This window comes from Wenyingzhuangia fucanilytica, assembly GCF_001697185.1.
Taxonomy (GTDB): Bacteria; Bacteroidota; Bacteroidia; order Flavobacteriales; family Flavobacteriaceae; genus Wenyingzhuangia; species Wenyingzhuangia fucanilytica.
In genome coordinates this window covers 249,188-263,265 of sequence record NZ_CP014224.1, presented here as the reverse complement: position 1 = coordinate 263,265, position 14,078 = coordinate 249,188, and the positions used below count along the sequence as shown (strand labels likewise).

11 protein-coding genes are annotated in these 14,078 nt (G+C 31.0%); all 11 read right to left on the bottom strand.

The features are described from left to right. Positions 1 to 24: 24 nt before the first annotated feature. The 11 genes from AXE80_RS01145 to AXE80_RS01095 all read right to left on the bottom strand — a co-directional run bounded on the left by AXE80_RS01145 (position 25) and on the right by AXE80_RS01095 (position 13,987). Complete coding sequence (locus AXE80_RS01145; RefSeq protein ID WP_068824085.1) at positions 25 to 2,385, bottom strand: GumC family protein; 2,361 nt, start codon at positions 2,383 to 2,385, stop codon at positions 25 to 27. Positions 2,386 to 2,391: 6 nt separating this feature from the next. Then, a complete protein-coding gene (locus tag AXE80_RS01140) occupies positions 2,392 to 3,180 on the bottom strand; it encodes a polysaccharide biosynthesis/export family protein (protein ID WP_068824084.1) in 789 nt (262 codons plus the stop codon). A gap of 1 nt (position 3,181) precedes the next feature. Beyond that, a complete protein-coding gene (locus tag AXE80_RS01135) occupies positions 3,182 to 5,071 on the bottom strand; it encodes a polysaccharide biosynthesis protein (RefSeq protein ID WP_068824083.1) in 1,890 nt (629 codons plus the stop codon). Positions 5,072 to 5,205: 134 nt separating this feature from the next. Further along, on the bottom strand, positions 5,206 to 6,336 hold the full coding sequence (locus AXE80_RS01130; protein ID WP_068824082.1) for a glycosyltransferase family 4 protein: 1,131 nt from the start codon (positions 6,334 to 6,336) through the stop codon (positions 5,206 to 5,208). Beyond that, positions 6,333 to 7,484 carry a hypothetical protein gene (locus tag AXE80_RS01125; RefSeq protein WP_068824081.1) on the bottom strand — a complete coding sequence of 384 codons (1,152 nt, stop codon included), beginning with the start codon at positions 7,482 to 7,484 and terminating at the stop codon, positions 6,333 to 6,335. Before AXE80_RS01125 ends, AXE80_RS01130 begins: the two co-directional genes overlap by 4 nt. Positions 7,485 to 7,487: 3 nt before the next feature. Then, positions 7,488 to 8,714, bottom strand: coding sequence for an oligosaccharide flippase family protein (locus AXE80_RS01120; protein ID WP_068824080.1), 1,227 nt, complete (start codon positions 8,712 to 8,714; stop codon positions 7,488 to 7,490). 295 nt (positions 8,715 to 9,009) lie between these two features. Beyond that, positions 9,010 to 9,297 carry a four helix bundle protein gene (locus AXE80_RS01115; RefSeq protein ID WP_068824079.1) on the bottom strand — a complete coding sequence of 96 codons (288 nt, stop codon included), beginning with the start codon at positions 9,295 to 9,297 and terminating at the stop codon, positions 9,010 to 9,012. 76 nt (positions 9,298 to 9,373) lie between these two features. Then, on the bottom strand, positions 9,374 to 10,333 hold the full coding sequence (locus tag AXE80_RS01110) for an MraY family glycosyltransferase (RefSeq protein ID WP_068824078.1): 960 nt from the start codon (positions 10,331 to 10,333) through the stop codon (positions 9,374 to 9,376). Between the two features lie 197 nt (positions 10,334 to 10,530). Next, entirely contained in the window at positions 10,531 to 11,412 is an 882-nt protein-coding gene (locus AXE80_RS01105) for an NAD-dependent epimerase/dehydratase family protein (protein ID WP_068824077.1), read from the bottom strand. Further along, positions 11,409 to 12,608 carry a glycosyltransferase family 4 protein gene (locus AXE80_RS01100; protein WP_068824076.1) on the bottom strand — a complete coding sequence of 400 codons (1,200 nt, stop codon included), beginning with the start codon at positions 12,606 to 12,608 and terminating at the stop codon, positions 11,409 to 11,411. Before AXE80_RS01100 ends, AXE80_RS01105 begins: the two co-directional genes overlap by 4 nt. Continuing rightward, entirely contained in the window at positions 12,605 to 13,987 is a 1,383-nt protein-coding gene (locus tag AXE80_RS01095) for a heparinase II/III family protein (RefSeq protein WP_206208129.1), read from the bottom strand. The genes AXE80_RS01100 and AXE80_RS01095 overlap by 4 nt, the downstream gene beginning before the upstream one ends. Positions 13,988 to 14,078 lie beyond the last annotated feature (91 nt).

The following is a 14,078-nucleotide window of genomic DNA, read 5'->3' as shown; positions in this document are numbered from 1 at the left end:
TCATTGAAAATGAGGTTTTTACATTTATAATCTAAATATTTTTTTAATGAAACTCTTGTCTTCTTCTTCATCTGGATATCCATATCCTCCATAACCATATACTCCATAACCATAAACTCTTTCATGATCCATACCATTGATTAACATCGCCATGTTTGGCAAACGTTTTTCTTGATATAATTTTTGAGACATTTCTAACATACGCTTATCTAAGTAATTTGCTCTAGCAACATATACAAACATATCTGCGTGTTTACTCATCATTAAAGTATCTGTTACCAAATTTACTGGAGCTGTATCAACAATGATATAATCATATTGTTCTCTTAGCTCCTCAAACATTTTTTGTAACCTAGCACTTAACAATAACTCAGCAGGGTTTGGAGGTACAATACCAGAACTTAAAACATCTAAATTTTCGAAACCTTGTAAAGGGAAGACCAAATCTGTAATTTTATCTTCTTGACCAATTAAATAATTACTTACTCCACTTCTATTTGGCAACCCTAAATACTGGGTAATTTTGGGAGCACGTAAATCCATTCCCACCAGTAATACTTTTTTACCTGTTAACGCAATTGAAGAGGCTGAATTTACCGAAATAAAGGTCTTTCCTTCTCCAGAAATCGTAGAGGTTACAAAAATCACTTTAGACTTATCTGTAACTCCCGAAAGGATAAAGTCTAAATTGGTTCTTAACAACCTAAAAGCTTCGGCAGAACTAGTTCTACTACCTTGTTTGATAATTACTTTTTCCTCTGACTTATCAAAAGGAATATCTCCCAAAATAGGTGTCGACACATATTTTTCTAATTCAGCTCTAGAATGGAATTTGGTATCTAATAATTCTCTTATATAAATCACTCCAAACGGAATAATAATACCTATAATTAACCCTGCTAAAGCTATCATTGCTTTTTTAGGTGCTACTGCGTTTTTATCACTATAAGCCCTGTCTATAATTTTTGCATTTGGCACTGTAACTGCCATAGATATTTTATTCTCTTCTTTTTTTTGCAATAAATAAGAATATAACTGTGCAATGATTTCTTGTCTTCTTAAGATCGTACGATATTCACGAATTTTTTGAGGCATTGAAGATATTTCTCCCTCAAACTCTTTTTCTTTCTCTTTTAAAGAAGCCAAGCCTATTTCTAATTGCTTTTTGTTGTTTTTTAAAGATCTTTTTATATTCTCCCTTAAATTTGCCAACTCCACATTTAAATTTTGGACAATAGGGTTTTCTTTAGGGTATTTGTTTCTATTTAACAATAACTGATTGTAATTGGCTACTGAAGCACTTAACTGTATATTATCCTCAATACCGATACTCGTAGGTAATAATTCAAAATCCTCTTTTTGATCATCTATACTAGAAATCATATAATTCACAACACTTAGCGCTGTAGTTCTTTTTAGAATTTCTTGATCATTTAAGGATTTTCCATCAACAAACACTCTTGCTTGTACCTCTATATCTGTAATCTGCTTGTCTTTCTTATAAACTTCCTCTAATTGATCAACTTCGTCTAACTCTCTTTTGATCCCTGCCAAACGTTCTTCAATAAAAGTATCTGTTTTCTTTCCTACTTGGTTTTTATCTTCAACAGACATTTGATTGTACAAATCAATCATTGTGTTTAATACCAACTGAGCTTTTGTTTTTATCGGATACTGTAGTGAAACAGTTATTATATTTGAATCATCTACTGGACTTACTGATATTTTGTTCTTAAATTTTTCAATTGAAGCCGCTAGTTTGGTAAATACCACTTCATAAGAATTATTTCTATTCTCCTCAAATTTTTTAAACTCCGGTATGAATAAAAATTCGTACTGATCAATCTTTATTTTTTCTCCAAATTTAGCCGACTTTAATTCATCCTGCCCTTCTACTTGATATTCAAACTGCTGATCGTTTAATATAGTTATATCAATGATGGTATCTAATTCATAAAAATTATTTTGATCAGATAGCACCTGGTAATTTATTGGTGTAACTTCAAACTGCTCAACCTTTTTTAAACCCTGTTGTTGATATACAGCAAAATTTAAGTTTAAAGCTCTTACATAAGCCTCTGCCAAGGTTCTCGATTTTAAAATTTCAATTTCATCTATCACATTGTTTTTTGCCCCCGCCCCAAGAGAGGCCAAATCTTGAAAGACTTGTAATTCAGAGGCTGCACTTCCTTCTTCTTTGACTAAAACGGTAGCATTTGTTTTAAAAATATTTACTTGTGACTTTGCATAAAACACCGCTATTGTAACACAAACAATTACAGATATAACAAACCATTTCCAGTGAATTAAATATTTTTCTACCTCCGCCCTAATGTTGATAGAATCGTTTTCCTTATTATAAATATTTTCTATATTGTTTTCCATTAGTGATTATCTAGTTAAAATAGAAATGATTGTGATTAACAACCCAGTTGCCGAAATGATGTAAGAAGCCGTAGGTGAACTCGCTGACGCATTTACTTGAGGCTTGTTTGGCGCAACGTAAACTACGTCATTTTGTTGCAAGAAATAGGCAGGAGAGTTAACGACATCCTTAGACCTTAAATCCAGGTCATAGTATTTCACAAGTCCATTTACTTCTCTTATCAGCTTGATATTATCTCTCTTACCATGAATAGTTAGGTCTCCCGCCATTCCAATGGCTTGTAAAATTGAAACTTTATCTCTGTTTATAATGTACTCCCCTGGCTTGGTTACCTCTCCTAGCATAGATATTCTAAAATTCACCAATTGTACATTGGCTATGACATCCGGAAGAAACATTTTTAATTTTTTCTCTAAAACTTTTTGCAACTCAATTCTATTCATCCCCAACACCTTTAACTCCCCTAACTGAGGAAAACTAATATATCCATCTTTGTCCACCAAGTAAGATTGCTGTTGTTGTTGACCCGCAGAAGTTATTCCTCCCATATTAAATGAGGTTATGTACAAATTAAAAGGCCTTGCTGCTTCTGGATTGATAGAAGATATGTTAATGGTTAAACGATCATCTGGCTTAAAAGTTGGCATTTTAAAAAATACACTATCCGCTATTTCTACACTACTATGCCCTTCATTAAGATTTAAATCCTGTAAATAAATGATATCTTTTCTAGAGGCACAAGAGGCCATAAAAAGTATCACTACGAACAAACTTAACTTTTTAACTATTTTCATTTTATTTTTTATCAAGATTTTCAAATATAGAATTATTAGAGATAAACTCTGGTACAATTTGCTTCATTTTTTCTACTATCTGTATATTGTTCTCAGGATCTGTAAGATGTATTAACTCCTCTATGAGTCCAATTTTTTCTTGCACATTAAAAGATTCAGATTTGTTGATCATTATTTTTTTATGATGTGTAGGCAAAGCATTTTCTCCATCATTCAACAGTTCTTCGTATAATTTTTCGCCAGGACGTAAACCTGTTATTTTTATATCTATGTCATTAGGATATTCTAAACCTGATAGCTTTATCATTCTTTTAGCCAAATCAATAATTTTGACAGATTTTCCCATATCAAAAATAAATATTTCTCCTCCTAGCCCCATAGAACCAGCTTCTATCACTAGTTGACAAGCTTCTGGAATGGTCATAAAATATCTTGTGATTTCTGGATGGGTTAAGGTAATTGGTCCTCCATCAGCTATTTGTTTTTTAAACAACGGGATTACCGAACCATTAGAGCCTAATACATTTCCAAATCTGGTTGTGATGAATTTTGTACAATTATCTACTTTGTTTTTTGAACTTATATACAATTCGGCCACTCTTTTTGTAGCCCCCATGACATTGGTAGGATTTACCGCTTTATCTGTAGAAACCATTACAAATTTATCGGTTTTGTATTTACAAGCCAAATCAGCAATATTTTTTGTTCCAGCAATATTTACTTTTACCGCTTCATAAGGATTTGCTTCCATTAAGGGCACATGTTTATATGCTGCTGCATGAAACACCATGTGAGGTTTATGTGATTTAAAAACCATTTCCATCATGTTTATATCCCTTACATCTGCCACATAACACGCAACATTTCTTTTTCTCTTTCTTATTAAATCCTGCTCAACATCATATAAACATGACTCTGCTTGGTCTATTAAGATAATTTTTTCACAATGATAATTAGTCAACTGTTCTACTATTCCAGAACCAATAGATCCCGCAGCTCCAGTTACTAAAATCACCTTACCATTTACCTCTTCTTCTATCAAGGGATTTTTAATATGAATAGGCGTTCTGTTTAATAAGTCCTCAATCTTTATTTCCTTGATATGATTGACGTTTAAATCTCCCTCTACCCAGTTTACTACAGGAGGCACCATTTTTACCTTGACTCCAAGCGTTAAAAACTTATCAGACACCTCTAGCAATCTCTTTTGAGAAATTTTGTCTGTCGCAATAATAACTTCCTTAATTTCTCTAGACTTCACATAGTCTTCGTCTATTTTTTCTAAGCCATAAATACTTATTCTATCAATGGTTTTTCCTTTTTTACGAGGATCATCATCAATAAAACAACGAATTCTATTTCGTTGTGCATTTTCTTTTTCTAAGGTAGAATATACAATTGTTCCTAATTCACCTGCTCCAAAAATCATGATATTAATGGTTTCTAATGATTTCTTTAAGACAGATTTGTAGACAAACTTAAAGAGAAACCTACTAGTAATTAAAGCCATTACATTTAACAGGAACAGTACTATAATCGTTGAAATGGTTAATATGTATGCAGGAGAAAAATCAATCCTTTCATTTAAATAATTAGAGATGATAAATAAACAAGACATCAAAGTGATCCCCATATAGATACTAATGGTATCTCTTAACCCCGTATAGCGAATCACTCCTTTATAGGAGCCTACAATCACAAAAGAAATTAAGGCAATTAATAATATATAAGGTAATTGAACGATTAACTTTACAAAATCTAATTCTTTAGAAAAATTTTCTGAAATAAAATAAGTAAAGATAAAATTGATTGCTACAATCAATAAATCTATCAACAACACTAGTGACCTAGGGATGTTATTACTAATGATGTCAATTATATACTTCTTCATAAGTGCAAATATAAGGTTTCCATCCTATTTTTAACCTTTGTTTATCGGAGTAATCTCAAAAAATCTAACTTATGTTATTTTATCTTTTATACAGTTCAAAGTTATCAACCAAAAACTTTATTCTTTCAATTAATCTATTTAAGTAATTTATCACATAAACTTAAGTGTAACTTAACAATAACGGACTTGTCAAATTCTTTTTCAGCCTTTTGCCTAGCATACTCTCCCATTGCCTCTCTAAGCTTTGGGTCTTTGATTAACTTTTCAATGGCATGAGCGAGTTCTTTTACCGACTTTACAGGTACTTTATATCCATTAAGGCCTTCTTCTACACACTCTTTACAGCCAATAGCGTCAGTGGTAACAATAGGTTTTCCCATTGCACAGGCCTCCATCAGTACTACTGGTAACCCCTCTCTATACGAAGGTAACACAACTATAGCTGCATCTTTATATTGTGTTATCATGTCCTCTTGACTCCCAATCCACTCTAAGTAACCTGGAATTTGATGTTTTGTTAAATATTCTAAGGGTACCCCTTCTTTATTCTCGTGATCTAATCTTCCACACAAGACAAATTTCACTATTCCTTTATATTCTTTTTCTAATAATAAAGCTGCCTCTACAAATTCCTTTACCCCTTTATCCCAAAGCATTCTTGTTGGTAACAATACTTTTATTTTTTCAATAGCAGGGGTTTCTATAGGCTTAAACTTATTTAAATCTACCCCAATTCCTTTGATTACTTTGACTGTGTTTTTGTGATTGATTATGTTTAAGTTTTTTAACTCTTGACAATCTTCATCGTTTTCAAAAATTAAGCTATTTATTTTTTTATTAAACCCATAACGCATCATTTTAATCATGATATTTTGCACACGACCTTTACGTTCATTTGTAAAATTATATCCTAGGCCACTAATTGCATTTAAAGTTGGAATACCTAAAATTCTAGCCCCTAAAGTTCCATATATCACAGGTTTCATTGTTACTTGATAAACCATATTTGGTCTTACTTTTATATATAACCACCACAAACTAATCAAGGTTATTATTTCTTTAAACAAATTTGTACCTGAACGTGAAATATCAATATTTACAAACTCAAAACCTTGTTTTTCAATTTCACCAGCTTTACCTGTGTTTTTTGCTGCTATTATTACCTTCCAACCTCGATTTAAAGCTTCTCTAGCAAACTCTACTCTATGTAATAGAAAAAGCCAATCTACATTGACTACCATTAACAATACTTTGTTTTGTTTCATATCCTACTGCTTTGGTTTGGCATTTGGTTGTTCATTTGTATCCATCCGTAAAAGAGGTAGGGCAAAAACATGAGCTTCATTCTATTTCCTAATCCTAAATTATATAAATAAGAAGCAAATAATATGATTAGTGATATGGCTGCAATGATTGAAAACTGAATGTGAGGTTGTGATGTTAAACTCCATTTTTCTCTTACACAACGGTAAAACATCATAAAAATTACAATTACATAATAAACATTCTCCATAGCAACCAATCCTTGAAGCACATTGGTGATGTTATATATAAAAGGCAAGGGCATCCATAATAAATATACGACTCTAGAGGCTATATTAGTTCCTTTAACACTTATCGCGCTCCCTCCCTTATTGCTTATTTCTCCCTGAAACTTATCAACATAAGCCCAAAATCCCTCTATAGACAATGGTTCTATTTTTAAGAAAAACCTCATAAAAACAAGTGTCGTTATTCCTATCAATAAAATTGTAAAACCAATCATTTGTAGCTTCTTGGCTTTTGAGATTTTTGATTCTAAAAACTTTAACAGCAACAAAACCAAAAGCAATACTATACAAACATGTGGTCTAATTAAAAAGATCAAACTTAAAACCAAAAACAATTTCCAATTTTCTTTATTATTTTTTAATACTTCTAATAACACTACCATTAGCCACACTAACAAAGGCTCTTTACCTAAACAAGCTGTCCATACATGTATGGTAGGAATTAAATAAAATAACAAATACAGTATGGGTGTCTTTTCCAATCGTTGTATTCCAATGAGTTTAAAGTACCTTAAAAAGGCATTATAACTAATAGTTGCAAATATTAAAAACAAGAGCTCTATTCCAACTCCACTTTTTACAAAAGGATAAATTACAGAAGCCATAAAATCATGTCCCATCCCCAATACTTCTCCCCAATTATCTGCATTATCTGCTAGACTATAAAAATCTTTAGGATCATTAATGTTAGAAAAACGATCTAAAAAAACAGCAAAAACTAATGATATTGAAAAATGAACTCCAGTAAATATCACCATAAAAGCCTTAAGCCAAAAACTATGGGTTTGAGTTATCAGGTTTTTTAACGAAACCCCTACATATACCATTAATAGTATTCCTATTATGACTTCTTGAATATTCATCAATTAACTATTCGCTTTTAAAAAATAATAAGATAAAGCACTATACACAATCCTCGCTATTAAAAAAGACAGCACTGCACCTGTTATTGGGTATAATGGCACTAAAAGTATTGCTGATAGCAGCATGGTCATACTTGCTATTATGGTTATCCTACCAAATAACTTATCCTTGTATTTGGTTAATAAACCATTGACACCATAACTAGACACTATTGCCGCTAAAAAAGGGATAGGGCTTAGTATTTTTACAATTAATATCATATTTTGCATCATGGCCTCAGTTTCAAAATGCAACCAATTTCTGGTTAAAAACTCTCCTAGCACAAACATCATCACACTTACAAAAAAACCTAAAATATTTAATATTTTCCTAGTTGGAAACTCCATAGCATTATTTCTATTTACTAAAGGATAAAAAACATTGGTTAAAATTGTATTTAAGGTTGTAAAAGCTGCCGTTAATTTTATCCCTATTTGTGTTAATCCTACAAAAGAAGGAAGTCCTAACATTCCTGATAAAAATACTATAAAAACTCCTGAGGTAGATGGAAGTAATAAATTTATAAAAGAATTAAAATGTGTTTTTAGATAGATTAACACCTCTTTAAATGAAATAAATCCTATTTGAATATTGTATTTTTTTAGTACCCATATAAAAGAAAACAAGGAACTGATGAACATTCCTAAAGCTTCGTACAATGGAATGATTATGTAATCTGATGGTTTTGATATATTCAACAAAATCAAACCTATAAAAACCAAGGTTGAACATAAATGAATGATGGTGATAAACTTCATCTTTTCTATCCCCATAAAAAACCATCTTAAAGAAAATAAATCCCCAATTAAAACTAAAGAGGCAAAAAAGTACAAATTAAAATGTTCTGAAAATTTAGGTATTATAAAACTTATCCCTAAAAATAATATATATAACACTCCAAATAAAAACAGTTTAACAGATAAAACCTCGTTAAAAATAGTGTTTACTTTTATTTGATCATCCTTATGCTTTGCCAACTCTCTTACCGTAGAAAGATTGAATCCATAATTCAACACATTCACAAAAAACAAAACCAAAGACATGGCAAAAGCATATACTCCATAGTGATGCAAGCCTATTTTTAAAATTAAATAAGGAATTAACCATAAACTCAATCCTAAATCAATTGCTTTTAATGAAAACAAAGCACTTATGTTTTCTATCAGCTGAAAAACTTTTTTATTGATCATTTATATTGATTGTTCGGGTTACGGGTTTTACTTCGACAGGCTCAGTACAGGCTTGTTCGGTTGGTGATGTTCGGATTTCGATTTTTTATTCTTTATTTCTTTTTAATTTTATTCTGCATCTCGACTCCGCTCGATGACCAATCTCGACTCTACTTCGACAAGCTCAGTACTGGCTTCTTCGGTTAGCGATGTTCGGATTTCGATTTTCAATTTTCGGTGATCGGGTTGCGATTTGCGGTTATTTTAATGACTTTATTAATTTGTATAACATTTGTTTTATTCTAATACATAGTTTTTATAATTCCAAATATTGTTCTTCTGTAATATATGCCAAATCTTTTGCTAAAAATAAGTGATAATTTGTTTCTTCTATAGATCCTTTTGCAATATATAAAAACTGAATATATTCTTTTTTATACTGCCTTGCTTGGCCTTCTATAATATTTGTCGGTACACTCGACACACTCCTTCTTACCTGGCTTGTTAATCCATATAACTCTTCTTTTGGGAAACTTTTTGTCAACTCATACACCTCTATCGTTAACTGATGTGCAACTTCCCAAACTTCTAAATTACATTTCATTTTTTTCGATTTTTTTGATGTTCGATTAGCGCGATGGTCGGTGATCAGTTATCGGGTTGCGATTGTCGGGGTTCGGTTATTGGTTATCTTTTTTTATTTTTTCCATTTTAGCGAATATAATAAAATACATGATGGTAAGCACTACTATCACAATTCCTGTTAGTAGGTAATGTGCTTGTATAGAAAGAGGTAAAGCAACATTAATCAACCCTATAATTATTAACTGTAATATCGCATATAAACCTGCAACTTGTAAATGTGATAAAGCAGTTCTATCTACCAACTTTTGATAGATATGATGCCTATGGGCTTCGGTTAAGCTTTCTTTAATCAGCACTCTATATAACATCGTTAAGGCTGCATCAGCTCCATATACTACTAACAACAATATATAAATAGGTGATTCCTTTTCGTAAAGCAAAGTAAACGTCATGTAAATTAAAATCAATGCTATGGAAATACTTCCGATATCCCCTGCAAAAAAGCGTGCTTTTTTTCTAAAATTATAAAATCCAAATACTACTAAGGCCAATAATTGGTATATAATCAATTCATTACTTAATACAGGATTCTCTTGATTCACTACATACACACCACATAATACGGCCATACTATACAAACCTGTAATTCCATTAATTCCATCCATAAAATTGTAGAAATTAATATAACCAGTACATGCAAAAATCGCAATCATAGGAATCCATATTGGCATATTAAACAAGCCTATTTGATACATTACCAAAGTTACCGCCGCTACCTGAAATGGAAATCTAATTTTTGCTGACAAAGTTTTCATGTCATCAATAAAACTGACTATTGCAATTAATAAAACTGCTATAGATAAGTAGACTTCGTTAAACCCTGTACTTATTTCATAAATAAAAAAGGCAAATACAAATAGAATCCCTCCTCCTCTAATGGTCGGTATGGTATGTGAACTACGTTGATTGGGTTTGTCTATAATATTTAATTTGTCTGCTACCTTTAAGTATACTAATGATAGTAATGCAAGGGTTAAGAAAGTAATGATATACATGTGTTTTGACTTTGATTTTCGGTTTGCGATTTTCGATTGGCGATTTTTTATTCCTTTTTAATTTTATTCTGCATCTCGACTCCGCTCGATGACCAATCTCAACTCTACTTCGACAAGCTCAGCACTGGCTTCTTCGGGTTGCGGTGACCGATATTCGATGGTCGGTGATCGATCGGTTAGCGATGATCGGTGATAGGTTAATGTATTTTAAAATTTTCTTTTACTTTTCTAGGGTTCCATTCTAATTCTTCTATAGCCTTTTTACTACAAAAAGTAAGACTATTAGTCATTTTATTAATTTTATCACTATTAATAAAAGACAACCTAAACATATCTCCCATAAAACCTAAAAACTTTGCAACAAATAAAGGTAATGAAATAGGGGGAGTAATATTTAATTGATTAGCAATTGTAAGTTCCAATTCTCTAAAAGTCGGATCATCGTTATCCGTAAGGTTATATATACCTGTTTTACCAAAACAAGATGGTAACCAATTCACAATATCTTCTATCAATACTACACTTCTTTTTGCTTTTCCTTTATTGATAGACAAATATCTTTTATGACTCATAGCTCTAATCATAGTCCCTAAATTACCAGGAGGATTTTCTGCGGCTAAAAGCGGCAATCTAAGAACTAAAAGATTTATGTTATTTTCTTTACAATGTTCACTTAAAAATTTCTCAGTTAAAATTTTACTTTTAGCGTAAGGTGTCTGTCCTTCTAATTTATGTTTTTCGTTAATTTTAGCTCCTGACTCTACTCCATAAACAGCTACAGTACTAATAAACACAAATGTTTTAACATTTTTCAAACTCCTTACTAAGTTTTGTGTACCTTTTAAATTCACCTTAAAAAACTCTTCTTTTTCAGCTTCTGTTTTTGGTACTGTATGAGCTTTTCCAGCAGCATGAATGACAATATCTGTATCTATAGACTCTAATTCATCACCTGCTCCTAAATCAATACAAATATCTGCATTTTTTCTACTTAGGGTTAATAACTCAAATTTATCTTTATACGAGCTTACAAAACGACTCCCTAAAAATCCATTTGATCCTGTAATTAATATTTTCATTCATGTAATTTTTTTAAAGCATCTAAATACTTTTTTGCTAATACTTTTTGATCAAAATCTCGAGCAGCACAGTTAGTTGCATTTTTACTGTATTCATAGATTAACTCACCATTATCTGATAATTCCACTAATAAATTTCCTAATTCACTTTCAGATGTTCCTGATAAGGTAAACCCTACTCTATTCTTATCTAAATATTCTTTTATCCATCCATTTGTTGTTTGAATAACTGGGACCCCTGCTGCTAATGATTCAAAAAGTTTATTTGGTGAAGAGGTATCTAAGACAAGATTTGCTTCTAAAGGCACTAATGATGCTATAGCATTTTTAATATATGGCACTAATTTTTCTTTCGATATTAAACCTAAATAAATAAAATTATCTAAATCTTCGCTTCGCGCTATTTCACAAATTTCTTCTCTTTGCTGACCATCTCCCGCTAAAACTATTTTAATATCCTCTCTACCAATCTTTTTAAGATATCTAGCTGTATTAACTAACCAATAAGAGTTGTTTACTCTTCCAATATTTCCTGTATATATAGCATAAGTCGTTTCCTTTGATAAAAAATCATTTTTAGGAAACTCATATTCAGAACCAAATAGATTTATATTACTCGCGTTAGTCACTGATATTGTGTTTGTATGTTTAAAATTATTTATCACAAAATCTCTCATTCCAGGTGAAAGACCAACTACTAATTTTGCCTTTTTATATAATTTTTTTTCAATATAAAATGCTATTTTTTTTATCGTATTATTTTTAATAACACCTAACTCTATAGCTACTTCAGGCCACAAATCCCTTACCTCATATACGAATTTCCCGTTTTTAAAGAAATTTGAAATCAAGCCTGGAATCCCAACTGTTATTGGCCCAGAAGATGCAATCACTATATCTGATCTCATAAATATAGCATACCACGAAGAAATTATAGCATAATAAACAAACGTAAACACTCTTTTTAATATAGGTTGTTTATTATCTATTTTAACATTAACTACTTCTACTTTAATTCCTTCAAAATATTGAGTCTCTATTAACTTTTTAGCTTGTAAATCCGATTTGGAATATATACTAGTCACCACAGTCACCTCATGCCCTTCTTTAACCCACTCTTTTGCAAACTCATAAATTCTAGTTCCCCACGAACCCTTGGGAGTTGTAAAATATTGATAAAATATTAATATTTTCATTTTTGAATTATAGTTTTAATTTCTTTACTGAACTGAACAACCACTTTACTTGAAGTTACTGTTTTATTAAATCCGATAGCATATTGATATGTTTCTTTATTAATATCCAGTATTTCCTCTTCAAATTTAATTCTAATTTCACCATTTTTAAAAATTATCTCATTCTCAACGACTGTAAACTCCTTGTAGTCTGGATGAAAATGAAAATGTGCTTGTTGGATTAATGATGTATTTCTAGTCAGCTTGTCTAAAACTACTATCTCATTTTCATTGTATAAAAAATTTCGAGTGTGTAGTACCCCTAATGCTTCATATCCATTATGAGTTGACTCTATCTCATTTAACGATTCTTTTAAACTTAGTATCTTCGCTCTTTTAGCAACCCTAAACCCACCCCATACTTGTGTTTGTTCTACACCACCTATAGTCACTGTATTATGAGCTGTTGTACCACGCTCTAATTCTCTTCTTGAATTACTTTCATAGGTAGAAGTACCCGTATCTACTATAAATGGTTTTCCATACACAAATAACTCAAAGTTAAAAGTATCTGAATGTGTATGTCCTGGTTGATATGTTGGTTTTATATCCCCTACATCCATAAATAATTCAAAAACTCCTATTTTCTTTTTCCTATAACCTGAATCATCTAAATTAACAGAACCTATATTAAGCCCTAAACTATCTGCATATTTAAATAAATCTATAGAACTCATTGCTATATTATGAGCACTATCATTTACCATAGGTATGTTTCCATTTTCAAAAGTCACCTCTGATAACCAAGATAGCATTTTTTCAGCTTTTTCTTTGAAGAGTAACTTTATAGACTCTTCAATTACCCTCCCTGGATTTAACTTCATTAAATTGATTCCATCTAAAATTCGATGTAATATAATTTGATGGTACATTGGTGACAGTTCAAAATGCCCACCATCTTGCAGTATTTGCTCCTCTAATTCATCAACTAATATTTTTTTAGCCTGTTTGTACAATTGCTCATCTTTAAAATAACAAGCCCCAAATAATAAAGAAAATCCATTTTCTAACAAATGATTTCCTAATAAATGGTATTCTAAATTGTGAGTTAATATTTGATAATGATTGTAAAGAGCTTGATCTATTTCTTTATTGTGAATGTTGTTCTTAGACAAAAACTTTATCCAATTCATTCCTCTCAAGGAAATAGGATAAGGCTCAAGAGCGTCTTTCAGTTTATGATCTTGATAAATAAAATCTAAAATCAACCGCTTTCCTTCATCTATATCCGTGTTTGCTTGGTTTAAAAAATCAAAATAATTTAAATTGTATACCCATAGTTTTCCATACTCTTGAATATTCCAATCAATTTCACTATCAAATCCTTTATTAACGTTCAAAAAAGAAAATACATTTTTTCCTAAATAACTATTAACATTTGATAAATCATCTTTCCAAACTATAGTATAATTCTCCTCTTGAAGTTTTTTT

Coding starts and splice junctions, on each gene's coding strand:
- AXE80_RS01145 (WP_068824085.1), bottom strand. CDS start 2,385: ATGGAAAACAATATAGAAAATATTTATAATAAGGAAAACGATTCTATC.
- AXE80_RS01140 (WP_068824084.1), bottom strand. CDS start 3,180: ATGAAAATAGTTAAAAAGTTAAGTTTGTTCGTAGTGATACTTTTTATG.
- AXE80_RS01135 (WP_068824083.1), bottom strand. CDS start 5,071: ATGAAGAAGTATATAATTGACATCATTAGTAATAACATCCCTAGGTCA.
- AXE80_RS01130 (WP_068824082.1), bottom strand. CDS start 6,336: ATGAAACAAAACAAAGTATTGTTAATGGTAGTCAATGTAGATTGGCTT.
- AXE80_RS01125 (WP_068824081.1), bottom strand. CDS start 7,484: ATGAATATTCAAGAAGTCATAATAGGAATACTATTAATGGTATATGTA.
- AXE80_RS01120 (WP_068824080.1), bottom strand. CDS start 8,714: ATGATCAATAAAAAAGTTTTTCAGCTGATAGAAAACATAAGTGCTTTG.
- AXE80_RS01115 (WP_068824079.1), bottom strand. CDS start 9,297: ATGAAATGTAATTTAGAAGTTTGGGAAGTTGCACATCAGTTAACGATA.
- AXE80_RS01110 (WP_068824078.1), bottom strand. CDS start 10,333: ATGTATATCATTACTTTCTTAACCCTTGCATTACTATCATTAGTATAC.
- AXE80_RS01105 (WP_068824077.1), bottom strand. CDS start 11,412: ATGAAAATATTAATTACAGGATCAAATGGATTTTTAGGGAGTCGTTTT.
- AXE80_RS01100 (WP_068824076.1), bottom strand. CDS start 12,608: ATGAAAATATTAATATTTTATCAATATTTTACAACTCCCAAGGGTTCG.